This window comes from Zhengella mangrovi (assembly GCF_002727065.1).
Taxonomy (GTDB): domain Bacteria; phylum Pseudomonadota; class Alphaproteobacteria; order Rhizobiales; family Rhizobiaceae; genus Zhengella; species Zhengella mangrovi.
This window is the reverse complement of sequence record NZ_PDVP01000003.1, coordinates 386156-400884: the sequence shown is the minus strand read 5'-3', so window position 1 is coordinate 400884 and position 14729 is coordinate 386156. Positions and strand designations below refer to the sequence as shown.

Annotated in this window: 15 protein-coding genes; 8 read left to right on the top strand and 7 right to left on the bottom strand. The window is 66.4% G+C overall.

The window, feature by feature from the left end:
• Positions 1 to 36: 36 nt before the first annotated feature.
• Together CSC94_RS08650 and CSC94_RS08645 are read left to right on the top strand one after the other, a co-directional pair.
• Positions 37 to 1746, top strand: coding sequence for a secretin and TonB N-terminal domain-containing protein (locus CSC94_RS08650; RefSeq protein WP_099305903.1), 1710 nt, complete (start codon positions 37 to 39; stop codon positions 1744 to 1746).
• Positions 1743 to 2135: a hypothetical protein gene (locus CSC94_RS08645; RefSeq protein ID WP_099305901.1), complete on the top strand. Its 393-nt coding sequence runs from the start codon at positions 1743 to 1745 to the stop codon at positions 2133 to 2135. Before CSC94_RS08650 ends, CSC94_RS08645 begins: the two co-directional genes overlap by 4 nt.
• Here CSC94_RS08645 and CSC94_RS08640 read toward each other — a convergent pair.
• Positions 2132 to 2386 (bottom strand): hypothetical protein, encoded by a 255-nt coding sequence (locus tag CSC94_RS08640; protein WP_133122846.1) that lies wholly within the window; start codon positions 2384 to 2386, stop codon positions 2132 to 2134. The two genes, CSC94_RS08645 and CSC94_RS08640, sit on opposite strands and share 4 nt — an antisense overlap.
• Positions 2387 to 2504: 118 nt before the next feature.
• Between CSC94_RS08640 and hypA the strand changes: the two genes are divergently transcribed.
• Genes hypA through hypE form a run of 5 tightly spaced genes read left to right on the top strand, consistent with a single transcriptional unit; the run spans position 2505 to position 6364 of the window.
• The gene (hypA, locus tag CSC94_RS08635; RefSeq protein ID WP_099305890.1) at positions 2505 to 2846 is read left to right on the top strand and encodes a hydrogenase maturation nickel metallochaperone HypA; all 342 of its coding nucleotides are present in this window, start codon (positions 2505 to 2507) and stop codon (positions 2844 to 2846) included.
• Entirely contained in the window at positions 2846 to 3976 is a 1131-nt protein-coding gene (locus CSC94_RS08630) for a Kae1-like domain-containing protein (RefSeq protein ID WP_205853252.1), read from the top strand. Before hypA ends, CSC94_RS08630 begins: the two co-directional genes overlap by 1 nt.
• A 5-nt stretch (positions 3977 to 3981) precedes the next feature.
• On the top strand, positions 3982 to 4197 hold the full coding sequence (locus CSC94_RS08625) for a HypC/HybG/HupF family hydrogenase formation chaperone (RefSeq protein WP_099305887.1): 216 nt from the start codon (positions 3982 to 3984) through the stop codon (positions 4195 to 4197).
• A complete protein-coding gene (gene hypD, locus CSC94_RS08620; RefSeq protein WP_099305885.1) occupies positions 4194 to 5330 on the top strand; it encodes a hydrogenase formation protein HypD in 1137 nt (378 codons plus the stop codon). The genes CSC94_RS08625 and hypD overlap by 4 nt, the downstream gene beginning before the upstream one ends.
• On the top strand, positions 5327 to 6364 hold the full coding sequence (gene hypE / locus CSC94_RS08615; RefSeq protein ID WP_099305883.1) for a hydrogenase expression/formation protein HypE: 1038 nt from the start codon (positions 5327 to 5329) through the stop codon (positions 6362 to 6364). Before hypD ends, hypE begins: the two co-directional genes overlap by 4 nt.
• Before the next feature lie 101 nt (positions 6365 to 6465).
• Here hypE and hypB read toward each other — a convergent pair whose 3' ends face one another.
• The 6 genes from hypB to CSC94_RS08585 form a co-directional block, all read right to left on the bottom strand.
• Positions 6466 to 7287: a hydrogenase nickel incorporation protein HypB gene (hypB, locus tag CSC94_RS08610; protein WP_099305881.1), complete on the bottom strand. Its 822-nt coding sequence runs from the start codon at positions 7285 to 7287 to the stop codon at positions 6466 to 6468.
• An 82-nt stretch (positions 7288 to 7369) separates the two neighbouring features.
• Positions 7370 to 7801 carry a hydrogenase maturation protease gene (locus CSC94_RS08605; RefSeq protein WP_099305879.1) on the bottom strand — a complete coding sequence of 144 codons (432 nt, stop codon included), beginning with the start codon at positions 7799 to 7801 and terminating at the stop codon, positions 7370 to 7372.
• On the bottom strand, positions 7798 to 9240 hold the full coding sequence (locus CSC94_RS08600) for a Ni/Fe hydrogenase subunit alpha (RefSeq protein ID WP_099305878.1): 1443 nt from the start codon (positions 9238 to 9240) through the stop codon (positions 7798 to 7800). Before CSC94_RS08600 ends, CSC94_RS08605 begins: the two co-directional genes overlap by 4 nt.
• Before the next feature lie 16 nt (positions 9241 to 9256).
• The gene (locus tag CSC94_RS08595) at positions 9257 to 9829 is read right to left on the bottom strand and encodes an NADH-quinone oxidoreductase subunit B family protein (protein WP_099305877.1); all 573 of its coding nucleotides are present in this window, start codon (positions 9827 to 9829) and stop codon (positions 9257 to 9259) included.
• Positions 9822 to 10535 (bottom strand): 2Fe-2S iron-sulfur cluster-binding protein, encoded by a 714-nt coding sequence (locus CSC94_RS08590; RefSeq protein ID WP_099305876.1) that lies wholly within the window; start codon positions 10533 to 10535, stop codon positions 9822 to 9824. Before CSC94_RS08590 ends, CSC94_RS08595 begins: the two co-directional genes overlap by 8 nt.
• Positions 10532 to 12403, bottom strand: a complete 1872-nt coding sequence (locus CSC94_RS08585) for an NAD(P)H-dependent oxidoreductase subunit E (RefSeq protein WP_099305875.1) — start codon at positions 12401 to 12403, stop codon at positions 10532 to 10534. Before CSC94_RS08585 ends, CSC94_RS08590 begins: the two co-directional genes overlap by 4 nt.
• A 408-nt stretch (positions 12404 to 12811) precedes the next feature.
• Here CSC94_RS08585 and CSC94_RS08580 point away from each other — a divergent pair, with 408 nt between their 5' ends.
• Positions 12812 to 14668 carry a feruloyl-CoA synthase gene (locus CSC94_RS08580; RefSeq protein ID WP_099305993.1) on the top strand — a complete coding sequence of 619 codons (1857 nt, stop codon included), beginning with the start codon at positions 12812 to 12814 and terminating at the stop codon, positions 14666 to 14668.
• Positions 14669 to 14729 lie beyond the last annotated feature (61 nt).

Here is a 14729-nt window from a genome sequence, read left to right as displayed (position 1 = left end):
TGCAGCGGCCAGGGATAATGCGCGAGGGTAGGGGTCATGAGTTGGCGGAATCTGGCAAGAGCGGTTGTCTGCATTGTCCTGGTCGCGATGGCAGCACAGGCGGCGGTCGCGAGGGACCGGGAAAAGGTCGTCAACAACGTCTTCCTGGAAACGGACCTGCGCCAGGCGCTTCAGGATGTCGCCGCGCAAGCGGAGGTGAACATCATCGCCGAGCCCGGCGTTCAGGGCGTCGTCTCGGTCCAGCTGACAAATGCCAGCGTGGAGTCGGCGCTTCGGCTTCTGCTTGCCGGCACCGGCTATCACTTTGTCCGGAAACAGGGATATTACCTCGTCTTCAGCGCTGACGAATCCTCCGGCGATTTCTACTCGGTTGCGCAGACACGTCTCGTCCGGCTCAAGCACCTGGAAGCGGAGACGGTCATGAGCCTCCTCCCGCCGACATTGCAGCGCTTCGTCCGCGTCGACGAAAAAAACGATGCCCTGGCCGTCACGGCGCCAATCGTGCTGATGGACCGGATCGTCGCCGATGTCGCGAAACTCGACGTGCCTTCCGGCAAGAGGACGGTCTTCGTGACGCTCGACAATGTGCGTGCGGCCACGGCGCGGAGCCTTCTCCCCGAGGGTCTGCAGCGCTTCGTGCGGCCCGATACGGACCGGAACACGCTTGCGATCACGGCGCCACAAGATACGGTCAGCCGGATCCTGGAGCAGATCGCCGCGCTTGACCGGCCACGCAGCCCCGGTGCCTTCGATGTTCCGGCCATCTACCCGACACGACTGGTGAAGCTGAACAACATCACGGCAAAGTCCGCGATGGCCCTTCTTCCGAAATCCGTGCAGGCCTACATCCAGGCGGATGAAGCGACCAACACCCTTTCGGTCAGTGCGCCCGGAACCGTCGTCGGCGATGTGCTCGCTTCCGTTTCCGCGGTCGACGTGGCGCAACGGGAAGTCACGCTGACCGCCCGCGTCGTTGCCCTCGACCGCGCCAACCTGCTCAATCTCGGTGGCGCCTGGACCTTTCCCAAGGTGACGGCGGGGACGGTGATCGGCAGTGCCGTCAAGTGGCCCTGGCAGGTCAGCATCGGCTATACGCCGGACAGCACGTTCACCGACGCGCTGTCGCTGACGCTGAACCTGCTGACGCAGAACAACGAGGCGACCATCATCTCCAGCCCGCAGGTCATGGCCCAGGATGGCAAGGAGGCCGAGATCCGCGTCACGACCTCCGAGTATTTCCCGATCACGACGCCGCAGGGGATCTACGTCCAGTCGGATCTCAAGGAAATCGAGACCGGGACGATCCTTGGCATCACGCCGAGGATCGGCCGGAACGGCTTTCTGACCCTCGACATGAACATCGAGGTCAGCGACGTGATTGCGCGCGGCGACAAGAATTACCCGGTGGTCAGCCGGCGCAGGGCGCACAGCACGGTGCGGATCAAGGACGGAGGCACGGCCGCCATCGCCGGGCTTGTCGATACGCGCATGCAACTGGGCAAATCCGGTGTGCCCGCGATGGGAGAACTGCCCTTGCTTGGCCGGGCCTTCCGCACCGACAAGCTGGATCACCAGGCGCGCCAGGTCGCGATCTTCGTGACCGCAACGATCGTCGATCCGCAGAGCAGCATCGCGAAAGCCGGCCATGGCCGCCTGGCGCCGCCGGCCGGCATCGACAAGGCGAGCTACCGCGACCAGCTTGCGACCGCGCTCGATCGCCTCAAGACCGTCGAGGGCATCGAATGATGCGGCCTGCCGCCAGGACGAAGCTGGCTTCCTGCATTGTCACGCTTGTTCCGGTCCTGGCGGTCACCGGCTGCACGACCACAGCGACGCTGGCTCCCAATGTCGCGCGGAGCAAGCAGACCGTGATGCCCGTGGTCAACGGGGAAGCCACCTTCGTGGAGCCGGGGCTTCTGGCCCACGTGATGCTGCGGGCCGGGTTCACCTCGGAGGAGATCCTCGAGCACGGGCCTGGCGTGGCCGAAGCCCTGGCAACCTCGGGCGCTGCCCAGGTGCGACAGGGCAAGGCGGTCAGCGCGCTCATGGCTATTCAGTCCGGCCAGCTCATCGTCACCAGCCTGGAGCGCGGGACCTTTGTTGTCCCGCTGAGAGCGCCCGGCAGTTCGGGTTAGGGAGCCCGGTCACCGGCTCGCCATGCGCTCCTGCTCCAGGAATTCCAGCATCCGGGGCAGGCCCTGCGCATCTCGGCGGCGAACTCGGCATAGGGCAGGTCCGCGCACTCGCCGATGAACTCGACGTAGTCCATGTGGTGCCCGCCCTGGCGATCGAACGGACGGAAGATGGAATCCTGTCGCCCGTCGAATTCGAGCATCCGGATACCGCGACGTTCGCACGATGCGTTGTCGAAAACCAACGGGTCCACGGATGCGTTTCTTCCCGGCCCCGGATCGCATTTTCCGGTTGCAACTTTACTGGCGATGCAGAATCCGGGACTGTGAGCCCGGGCGCCGAGCCTCGTCGGGAGATTGGAACGAGACCGAATGCATGAAATGAGCCTGGCCGAGAGCGTTCTTCAGATCTGCGAAGACCATGCGCGCCGTGCGGGTGCGCAAAAGGTCATCCGGGTCACGGTGGAGATTGGCGACCTCAGCCATGTCGAACCGGAGGCGCTCGCCTTCTGTTTTGCCGCCGTCGTCGTCAACACGCCGTTGAGCGGAGCCCCGCTCGAGATCGTGCGCGTGCCGGGCCAAGCCTGGTGCGACGATTGCGAAAAGGACGTCCGGGCAACGTCGCTGCTGGATGCCTGCCCGCTTTGCGGCGGGTTCCCGCTTCGGGTGACGGCAGGCCAGGAGATACGGGTCAGGGAAATCGAGGTCTGCTAGTGGACACCACCGGGCATGGTTCCGCGATCCCGGAGCCGGAGACGCGGGGCAGCGAAACAATCCTGGACCTGCCGCGCGAACTGCCGTGTGCGATCGGCATGGGAGCCTACCTGAAGGCAAGCCTCTGCCACATAGAGGGAACCGTTGCCCGGATCAGCCCGGCCGCCGGCGATCTCGGAACGCTGGAAGCCGTCGACCGCTACGAGGCCTTTTGCGCGGACCTGCTTCGGGGCCGGCCGCAACCGGTTATCGCCGCGCATGACCTGCACCCGGATTTCCATTCCACGCGCGCGGCCACGGCACTCGGTGTGCCCCTGCTCGGCGTGCAGCATCATCACGCCCATGTTCTTGCCACCCAATGGGAACACGGGCACGAAGGGCCGGTGCTCGGCCTGGTGCTCGACGGCTTCGGCCTCGGTCCCGGCGGCGAAAACTGGGGGGGCGAACTGCTGCTTGCCGACGGTCCGGACTTCCGGCGCATCGGACACCTTTCGCTCCTGCCGCAGCCGGGCGGTGACAGGGCGGCGCGGGAACCGTGGCGAATGGGCGCGGCTGCGCTGTGGACGCTCGGGCGCGGGTCCGAGATCGCGCAGCGCTATGCCGATCAGCCCCATGCTGCCTTGCTCGCCCGGATACTCGACAAGGGTGTCAACGCCCCGATGACCAGTTCGTGCGGCCGGCTCTTCGATGCCGCCTGCGGCTTGTTGAACCTGCGCCTGGCCGCGGATTTCGAAGGCCAGGCGCCGATGGAGCTCGAGGCGCTCGCGACCGCGCCGGAGGTCATGACCGATGGCTGGACCCTGGCCGGCGGCGTGCTCGATTTCTCGGCGCTTCTCGCACGTCTCGCCGACATGGAAACCATTCCAGGGGCCAACCTCTTTCATGGAACGCTTGCGGCGGGGTTTGCAGACCAGATCCTTGCCGCGCGCACGGAAACAGGGCTTGCCACGGTGGCCCTCGGCGGAGGATGCTTCCTCAACCAGGTGCTGAAGCGGGATCTGTCTGCCCGGCTCGAAGCCGCCGGTCTGACGGTTCTCAGCCCGATGCACCTTTCGCCCGGTGACGCGGGCCTGAGTTTTGGCCAGGCCGTCGCCGGGGCACTTCATGCCGAGCGAGCAACAGGGAGATAGTGCTCATGTGCCTCGCCATTCCCGCACGGATCCTCCGCATCCGCGAGGACGGGCTTGCCGACGCAGAACTGGAAGGCGTCACCAAGGAGATCTGCCTCGACCTCGTGCCGGAGGCGAAGCCGGGGGACTACGTGATCGTCCATGTCGGCTACGCGCTGTCACTGCTGGACCCCGAGGAGGCCGAGCGCACGCTTGCGCTTTTCGCCGAGGCGGCGTCATGAAATATGTCGAGGAATTCCGCGATCCGAAGCTGGCGCGAACGCTCTCGGCGGCCATCGCGGCCGAGGCCGGGTCCGGACGCAGCTATCGCTTCATGGAGTTCTGCGGCGGCCACACCCATGCCATCGCCCGCTACGGGATCGAAGACCTGTTGCCGGCCAACATCCGGATGATCCACGGCCCCGGCTGTCCGGTCTGCGTCCTGCCCGCGGGCCTCGTCGATGCCGCCATCGCGCTTTCGACCCAGCACGACGTGATCCTTTGCACCTATGCCGACCTGATGCGGGTGCCGGGCTCGAAGTTCGATTCGCTGATGAAGGCCAAGGCACGGGGAGCGGACATCCGGATGATCTATGCCGTGACCGACGCGCTGCGGATCGCCACGGAAAACCCGGACCGCGCGGTCGTGTTCTTCGCGATCGGTTTCGAGACCACCACGCCCCCCACGGCTGTCGCCGTGAAGCGGGCGCGCGACCTTGGCCTGACGAACTTCTTCGTCCACTGCAACCACGTCCTGACCCCTGCCGCGATGCGCGCAATCCTGGACGGGCGCGGTGAGGGGAGCGTCCTCCTCGACGGTTTCGTCGGCCCCTCGCATGTCAGCACGATCATCGGCACGGACCCCTACGAGGAGTTCGTTCGCGATTACGCCAAGCCGGTGGTCATCACCGGGTTCGAACCGCTCGACGTGATGCAGGGGGTCCTGCAACTCGTCCGGCAGGTGAATGACGGCCGCGTGGCGGTCGAGAACGAGTATTCCCGCTGCGTCAGCCGCGACGGCAACCGGGTTGCCCAGGCGATGATGGCCGAGGTGTTCGACCTGCGCGACAGCTTCGAATGGCGCGGCCTGGGCGAAGTGCCGCACTCGGCGCTGAAGATCAGGGACGGATACGCCGCGTTCGATGCCGAGCGGCATTTCGGGCTGGACCTGCCGGAGGCGCGCGAGAACAAGGCCTGCGCCTGCGGCGAGGTTCTGCGCGGCGAGAAGACGCCCAGCGAATGCGGCATCTTCGGCAATCCGTGTACGCCCGACAACCCACTGGGCGCCTGCATGGTCTCCAGCGAAGGGGCCTGCGCGGCGCACTGGACCTATGGCCGCTTCCGGCAGGGTGAAAAGCCGGCGGTGCGCGCATGACGCGGACCGGGCAGCCGCTGGACATCGCGCGCGGCCAGGTGGACCTGGGCCACGGGGCCGGCGGGCGGGCGATGGCACAACTGATCGAGCAGCTGTTCCAGGCCCATTTCGACAGCCCCGCGCTGAAGCGCGGGCATGATGCCGCGCTGCTGGCGCCGCCGGGCGGACGGCTGGTGATGTGTACCGACAGCTTCGTGGTGTCGCCGGTCTTCTTTCCCGGCGGCGATATCGGCGCGCTGGCGGTGAACGGAACGGTCAACGATCTCGCCATGGGCGGTGGCGTGCCGCTGTACCTGACGGCGGCCTTCATCCTCGAGGAAGGCTTCCCGCTTGCCGATCTGAAGCGGATCGCGACCAGCATGGCAAGGGCGGCGCGGGAGGCCGGCGTGGACATCGTCTCCGGCGACACCAAGGTGGTCGAGCGGGGCCATGGCGACGGGATCTACATCACGACTGCCGGCGTCGGCGTCGTGCCGGAGGGCATCGATATCGGCGGCGACCGGGCGCGCCCGGGTGACGTGGTGCTGATCAACGGGCCGATCGGGGACCACGGCATCGCCATCATGTCGAAGCGGGAGAACCTCTCGTTCGGGTCGGATATCGAGAGCGACTGCCAGCCGCTCGGCGACCTCGTCGGGGCGATGCTCGCCGCGGTGCCTTCGACCCGTGTCCTGCGCGATCCCACGCGGGGCGGGCTCGGCAGCACGCTGAACGAGATCGCCCAGCAATCCGGCATCGGCATCGAACTCGACGAGGCGGCGATCCCGGTGCGGCGCGAGGTGCAGAGCGCCTGCGAACTCCTGGGTCTCGATCCGCTCTACGTCGCCAACGAGGGCAAGCTGATCGCCGTCTGCCCGCCGGACGATGCCGAACGGCTTCTTGCGGCCATGAAGGCGCACCCCCGCGGGCGCCAAAGCGCCATCATCGGGCGGATCGTTGAGGACGAGCGGCGTTTCGTGCGGATGGTCACCGGGTTCGGCGGGACGCGGATGGTCGACTGGATCGCGGGCGAACAGTTGCCGCGGATCTGCTGAAGCCGGAGCATTTCCGCACTTCGCCCGATCGCTTCAATGCTCCATTTTGTTTTTAGGCAATTCCGGACGCGAAACCGGTGTCCACTTCCGCCGGGATTGCTCTATACCGCCAGCGCCGTGGCCTCGGCACGCCGCGCCTCGATCCAGCCGTACCAGTCTTCCAAACCCGCGCCGGTCATGGCCGACACCGTCAGCACCTCGATCCGGGGGTTCACCCGCCGGGCGTAGTCGATGCAGCGCGCGGTATCGAAGGGCACGTAGGGCAGAAGGTCGGCCTTGTTCAGCACCATCAGCCGCGCCGCGCGGAACATGTCAGGATATTTCAAGGGCTTGTCCTCGCCCTCGGTCACCGAGAGGATCACCACCTTTGCCGCCTCGCCGAGGTCGAAGCCCGCGGGGCAGACGAGGTTGCCGACATTCTCGATGAAGAGCACACCGTCGCGCGCGGGCTTCAGGCTCCGCACGGCCCGGCGCACCATGTCGGCGTCGAGATGACAGCCCCGCCCGGTGTTCACCTGCACGGCGTCGAGGCCCGTCTCGCGGATCCGCTCGGCGTCGAGATCGGTCTGCTGGTCGCCCTCGATCACCGAGAGCGGCATCCGCCCGGCAAGGTCCTGCGCCGTGCGCACCAGCAGCGTCGTCTTGCCCGACCCCGGGGAGGAAACAAGGTTCAGCGCCAGGATGCCATCGCGCAGGAAATCCTCGCGATTGTGCGCCGCCAGGTGGTCATTGCGGGCGAGGATGTTTTCCTCGATCTCGATGATCCGCGACGCGGAGAACCCGGGTGCATGGGCAGCGTGGAGTGGCCCGTGATGGTGGTCGTGGTCGTGGTCGTGTTGGTGATCGTGGGCATGGGCGTGAGCGTGCCGGTCCTCGCCGGACACTTTCGCCTCGTCATGGCCGCAGCCGCATGTCGTGCACATTGCAACGCCTCCTTCCACCCGCTCCGCGAGCGCGTCGTGCCATCCCGTTTCAAGCCGTCACCGGCAGGCCGGAGCCGTCGCGCTACCGCGAGGCCCAGTCGGTGAAAAAGGCGACGGCGCGGTCGAGGTTGTCCGCCGCCCGCGGGCTCAGCCCCTCTTTCACCTCGCCGAATTCCACGCCGGCGATCCCCATCACGTGCGCCTCCGGCGCCGCGCCATAAAGCGTCGCCACCAGCCCCATCAGCGTTTCCGGCGACAGGCTGTGGCTGGAAAAATCGCCCTGTTCGGCCGGTTTGACAACCTTGAAATCGAACGGTCCGCCCGACCCGATCAATGCGTCGGCAAAGACCACCCGATCGGTGGCGACGAGCGCCAGCGCATGTTCGACCGTGAGCTGGTAGTCCTGCTGCACCTCGACACCGGGTAGTCCGGCGGCCGCGATCCGTTCGGCGAAGGCGGGGCCGAGGCCGTCGTCCATCCGCCCGGGGTTGCCGTATCCGATGACCAGCATCATGCCTCCCGTGTGCGGCTGTCGACAAGCGCGCCGTCGGCGTCGAAGAGCTCGACCTGCAACGGCATCTGTCCGAGCGCATGCGTCGCGCAGCTCAGGCACGGATCATAGGCGCGGATCGCGACCTCGACGTGGTTCAGCATTCCCTCCGTTATCTGCTCATGGCCCGAGAGGTGCTTGACCGCGACATCCTTGACGGCCTTGTTCATCCCCTCGTTGTTGTGCGTGGTCGAAACGATGAGGTTGCAGTAGGTGACCTGGTCGTGCTCGTCGACGCGGTAGTGGTGGATCAGGTTGCCGCGTGGCGCCTCGATCACGCCAACGCCCTCTTCGCGGCGTTCGCCGCTGGCCTGCAGGTCCGAGCCCTGCAGGTCGGGGTCGTGCAGCAGCTCGCGGATCTTCTCGAGGCAGTGCAGCACCTCGATCATCCGTGCCCAGTGGTTGACGAGGATGGAGTTGTTGGGTGAGCCCTGGGTCACCGCCATCAGTTCATCGCGCGCGGCATCGGCCTCGGGCGTGTCGATGAAATCGACCGTGTTCATCCGGGCGAGGGGGCCGACACGGTACCAGCCGGCCTCGGGGCCGAGTTCCTTGATGAAGGGGAACTTCATGTAGGACCAGGAGCGCACGTCCTCGACCAGCTTCTCGTGGTAGCCGGAATAGGCAAGCCGGTCGAAGATCGGCTCTCCGTCGGCGCCTACGGCCCGCAGCGACCCGTGGTAGAGGTCGAGCGCGCCGTCCGCCTCGCGGACCAGGGACATGTAGTTCGACGGGAATGAAGCGAAGCCGCGGACGAGGAGCGCATGCTCCAGCGTGTAGTCGCGGGCCAGCGCGAGCGCATCCATCGCCCAGTCCTGCATCTCGTCGATCCGCGCCAGGAAGGCGTCGCGGGTCTCGACGGGGAGGTTGCGGTTGATCCCGCCGGGAATCGCGCCGGTGCCATGGATCTTCTTGCCCGCGGTCGCCTCGATGATGTCCTGGCCGAACTTGCGCAGGAAGATCGCGCGGCGGCCGAGTTCGGGCCGTTGCCGGAGGACCTCGAAAATGTTGCGTTTCTCGGCCGGCGCGTCGAAACCGAACAGGATATCCGGGGCCGCGAGGTGGAAGAAGTGCAGGACGTGGCTCTGCATCACCTGGCCGTAGTGCATCAACCGGCGCATCTTCTCCGCCGTTGGCGGCAGTTCGTCGACACCGACGATCTGGTCCATCGCCTTGGCCGCCGCCAGGTGGTGGCTGACCGGGCAGATGCCGCAGAGCCGCTGGACGATGACCGGGACCTCCCAGAGCAGCCGCCCGCGGATGAAGCGCTCGAAGCCGCGGAACTCGACGATGTGCAGCCGCGCCTCGTCGACCTCATTGTCGCGGTTCAGGTGGATGGTGACCTTGCCGTGACCTTCGACCCGGGTCAGCGGCGAGATTTCGATCAGTCTCGGTTCGCTCATGGCGCGCCTTTCCGGCTCAGTCGAACTTGATGTGTTCCCGCTCGAACCCCGGGAGCCGGCCGGCCAGAAGCCGGGTGAGGGTCTCGAAGATCACGTCGCCCGTGGGGGCGCAGCCGGGAATCTGGTAGTCGACCTCGACCACTTCCGAGACCGGGTAGACCTTGTCGAGCAGCAGGGGCAGGGCCGGGTCGTTCGGGATGTCGTGGGTCGTGTTCCGGATGTAGCGGCCGGAGATGTATGCCTCCTCCAGGCATTCGCGCAACGGCTCGTCGGAATGCATGATCGCATTGCGCATGGCCGGCAGGCCGCCCATGATCGCGCATTGGCCGATCGCGACCAGCACGTCGCAATGGCGGCGGAAGTCGCGCAGGACCTCGACGTTTTCCTCGTTGCAGCAGCCGCCCTCGATGATGCCGATGTCGCAGCGGCCGTGAAACCGCTTGATATCGGTCAGCGGCGAGCGGTCGATCTCGACCAGCTTCATCAGTTCGATCAGGCGCTCGTCGATGTCGAGGATCGCCATGTGGCAGCCGAAGCAGCCGGCCAGCGAAGCGGTGGCGATACGGACCTTGCGCGGTTCCTCAGTCATCGCCCCTCTCTTCGATCTCGTGGCCGATCAGGCCCTGGTCGAACTTGCGCTCGCCGATGGGGGTGGCAAAGCCGACCCGCTTGCGGATGATGCAGCCCACCGGGCAGACATCGTCCGAGATCGCGTGGTCGGTCACCTGCGCGTCTGTATGCGCCAGGTCCGCACCGTCGACGGCAACGCGGCGCCGGATGCCGCGGCCGACGTAGCCGAAGATGCCCTTGCGGTCGATGTCCTGGCTGGCGCGGATGCAGCGCCCGCAGGAAATGCACCGGTTGGTGTCGAGCGCGATGTCGGGGTGGGAGGCGTCAAGCGCGCGCGACGGCTCGAGGTAGGGGAACTTGGTGGGCGCGGTCATGTCGAGCCGGTAGGCCATGGCCTGGAGCTCGCAGTTGCCGCTTGCCTCGCAGATCGGGCACAGGTGGTTGCCTTCGTGGAACAGCATCTCGACGAGGTCGCGGCGCAGCTTGTTGATGTGCGGGGTTTCGTTTTCGACCTGCAGCCCGGGCGTGGCGGGCTGGGTGCAAGCCGAAAAGCTTCGCCCGGCAGCCTTGACCGTGCAGACCCGGCAGCCGCCCTGGTGACGCAGGCCCTGGTGGTCGCAAAGGCGCGGGATGTAGACGCCGGCGGCGTCGGCGGCCTCCATGATCGTCTGGCCGTCCTGGGCGGGGACGTCGACCCCGTCGATGGTGAAGGTGAACCCGCTCACTGGCCGTAATCCTTGTCGAAGATGTAGGACCGGCGCTTGGCGAGCTTGCGGGCGCCGTCGATGGCGGACTGGATGTCGAAGGTATCGCGGATCCGGTCGCGGGTCGGCTTGACCATCGCCGAATAGACCAGCGGGAAATTCTCCAGCGTGGTCAGGATCGGGTGCGGGGAGGTCATGCCCAGACCGCAGCGGCTGGTCTCGATGATCGTCGCGGAGAGATCCTTGAGGTAGTCGATGTCACCGGGGTTGGCGAGACCGGCGCGGAACTTGGCGATGGCCTTCTGGAGGAAGACGTTGCCGACCCGGCAGGGCGTGCAGTAGCCGCAGCTCTCGTGGACGAAGAACGACATGTAGTACTCGACGATCTCGAGGATGTTGCGTTTTCCGTTGAAGATCACGACGGCGCCGCCGGTGGCGAGGTCGTCGAAGGTCAGGCGCCGGTCGAAGGTGTCGCGGGCGATCATCGTTCCGCTCGGGCCGCCGACGAGGACGGCTTCGGCGTCGTCGCCACCGGCCATCGCGAGCAGTTCCTGGACGGTCGCGCCGTAGGGCAGTTCGTAGATGCCGGGGTTGATGCAGTCGCCCGACACGCTGAAGAGCTTGGTGCCATGGCTGCCCTCGGTGCCCATGGCGTAGAACCAGCCGGCGCCACGGTCGAGGATGCGTGCCACGTGGCTGAAGGTCTCGACATTGTTCACCACGGTCGGAAAGCCGAGATACCCGCGGTTGACCGGGTAGGGCGGTCGGGTCTTCGGCTCGCCGGGCAGGCCCTCGCAGGACGAGATCAACGCGCCTTCCTCGCCGCAGATGTAGGCGCCGGCGCCCATCTGCAGGCGGATGTCGAAATCGAAGCCCTCGACGCCCATGATCCGCTTGCCCAGCAAGCCCTTTTCGCGGCGCTCGGCCAGCGTTTCCTCGATCAGGTCGCGCAGGTAGACGTATTCTCCGCGCAGGTAGAGAATGCCCTCGGACGCCCCGATCGCCCGGGCCGCGATGGTCATGCCCTCGAACACCAGGTGCGGACGTTCGGTCAGCAGGACCCGGTCCTTGAACGTTCCCGGTTCGCCCTCGTCGGCATTGCCGATCACGACCCGCCGTTCGGCCCCGGTCGCCGCCGCGGCGCGCCACTTGCGGGCGGTCGGAAACCCGGCGCCGCCGCACCCGCGCAGCCCGCTTGCCTCGACGGCATCGATGATCTGCGACGGAGACAGGCCGAGCGCCTTTGCCAGGCCGGCGTCTTGTGGCACCGGCCCCAGCAATACCGCGCCGGCGTGGCGGACATTGTTCTGCACCATCCTGGCGGCACGCTCGTAGGGCCGGATCTCGTCGAAACGGTGCGAGACCAGATCTTCCGGCCGCTGGCCGTCCTTCATCTGCCGGACGATCTCATGCACGCGTTCCGGCGTCAGAGCGGTCACGACGATGTCGTTCACCATTGCCGCCGGTGCCTGGTCGCAGAGCCCGATACACGGCGTGTATTCGAGGGAAAAGGCGCCATCGGGTGTCGTCTGGCCGATGCCGATGCCGAGTGCCTTCTCGAAAGCCGCGGTCACCTCGGGAAGGCCGGCAAAGCGGTCGACGATATCGTCGCAAAGCCGGATCGTCACACGTCCGGCGGGTTGCTGCGTGAAGAACGCGTAGAAACTGGCCACGCCTTCAACGGCAATCCGAGTCAGGCCGGTGCGGGTGGCGATCTCGACCATGGCTTCGGGCGAAATCCAGCGGAAACGGTCCTGGACGTCCCGGAGGATGTCCATCATGCGGTGCCGGTCGTTGGCATATCGGTCGCAGATCTGCCGGATCGCGTCAGCATCAGCGTCCGGGTTGCGGTTTTCTTCGGAGACTGACTCACCTGGCCTTTGTGGCATCCGACCGCGCACTCTTCTAAAATCACCGGGCTGCCTGCGCGCGCCCCACCGGGGCCGGGCAAGCGGAAGCCGTTGCCGTTCCCGTTCAGCGTCGGCGGTACGCAGGATCGCCTTCACCCGGCAGGAAAGCACAGTTTCCGGATCGAAGGAACCCGGAGGGTGACGACCTGGAAATCCGGCATCCATACAGGACTTGCGCCGAAGCCGCCGGAAAGGATTGCCGGGGCCGGCCGCTGTCCGCCAGGCTTCGCCGGGATGCGTCCGCCACCGTTCAATGTCCGGGCCCAGATCCCTTGCCCTGTGGCGCAAATGCCGGTCATGCAATAACACTTCAGCAGGCCCAACCGGACAAGGCCGCATCACGGGTAAGAAATGACGCCCGCAAGCAAATGGAGTGAGGTCGGCACCATGAATTCCACGTCTCCCGCATCCAGCAATCCGCAGACCCTGTTTGCCGCGCCGCAAACGCATGTCGAGCGCAGAGGCGACGGTTCGCTGATCGTGTCCAATCCCGTGCCACTTCCGGAGCCTGCACGATGTATCGGTGACTGGCTCGTCCAATGGGCAAAGAAGACGCCCGGGCATGTTTTCCTGGCGGAGCGGGCATCATCCGCGGATGCATGGAGGCGGGTCTCCTATGCCGATGCACTGGCCAGCGTGCGCTCGATCGCCAGCGCACTTCTGGCCAGGGGGCTGTCGGCCGATCGTCCGGTCGCCATTCTTTCCGACAACGGGATCGATCATGCCCTGCTGGCGCTGGCCGCCATGCATGCCGGGGTTCCGGTCGCAACCATCTCGCCGGCCTATTCCCTCATGTCCAAGGATCACGAGAAGCTGCGCAGCATGATCGAGCTTCTCGCTCCGGGTCTCGTCTATGTCGCGGATGAAACGGCGTTTGCCCCGGCCCTGGCGGCGATCGTCGATCTCGGCGATTTCACCGTTGTCGCCAGCCGGCCGTCGGGCACCGGCATGGCCATGCCATTTCCGGACCTGGCGGCATCGCCCGTTTCCGCCTCGGCAGATGCTGCGTTCGCGGGGATCACGCCCGATACGGTGGCCCGCTACCTGTTCACCTCGGGCTCGACAGGTCTTCCGAAGGCGGTCATCAACACGCACCGGATGCTGACATCGAACCAGGAGGCCAAGGCGCTGGTCTGGCCTTTCCTGGAGGAACAGCCGCCCGTCGTCCTGGACTGGCTGCCCTGGAGCCACACGTTCGGTGCCAACCACAACTTCAACATGGTGCTGCGGAACGGCGGCACGCTTTACATCGACTGCGGAAAACCGGCCCCCCATCTCTTCCATCACACGATCGCGAACCTGAAGGATGTCGGGCCGGACATCTGTTTCAACGTGCCGCGGGGCTATGACATGCTGGTCGAGGCGTTGCGCGAGGACGAGGACCTCCGCCGCAGCTTCTTTTCCAAAACGAAGCTCATCTTCTATGCCGGTGCTGCCCTGCCGCAGAATCTCTGGGGTGCGCTCGAGACCATGAGCCGGGAAACGGTCGGCCACGTGGTCCCGATGGTCAGCGCCTGGGGGTCGACCGAAACGGCCCCCCTGGCGACGGACTGCCATTTCCAGGCGGACCGAAGCGGCAACATCGGGGTGCCCGTTCCCGGCACGGAACTGAAACTGGTCCCGAGCAGCGACAAGCTGGAAATCCGGGTGCGTGGTCCGAACGTGACGCCCGGATACCTGAAGAACCCGGAGATGACAGCCAAGGCCTTCGATGACGAGGGGTTCTACTGCATCGGCGATGCCGTGCGGTTCGCCGATCCCGACCATCCGGAGGCCGGCCTCTTCTTCGACGGCCGCGTCGCGGAAGATTTCAAGCTGATGTCCGGAACCTGGGTGAGCGTCGGCGATCTGCGGGTCCAGGGCATCGCGGCCCTTGATCCCGTCGCGCAGGACATTGTCGTGACGGGTCACGACACCGAGGAAGTCGGGTTCCTGGTCTTTCCGAACCTGCCCGCCTGCAAACGGCTTGCCGGCCTCGGTGACGACGCCCCGGTGCGCGATGTTCTCGACCACCCGGCGGTGCGCGACCACGTGCGCGGCGGCCTTCAGCGGCTGAAAGCGAGGGGCGGCGGTTCTTCCCGCTACGCGACCCGCGCCCGGCTGCTGGAGACCATGCCCGCCGTCGATGCCGGGGAGATCACCGACAAGGGCTACGTGAACCAGCGGGCGGTCCTGCAACGGCGGGCCGGCGAGGTCGTCTTGCTCCAGGGCGACGATCCCTCGGCCTATGTGGCGATCGACTGACGGCCGGCCGAAGGCCATCAAGCGAAGACGCCCGGGGCAGGCGTGCCGTCCGCCTGCCCGG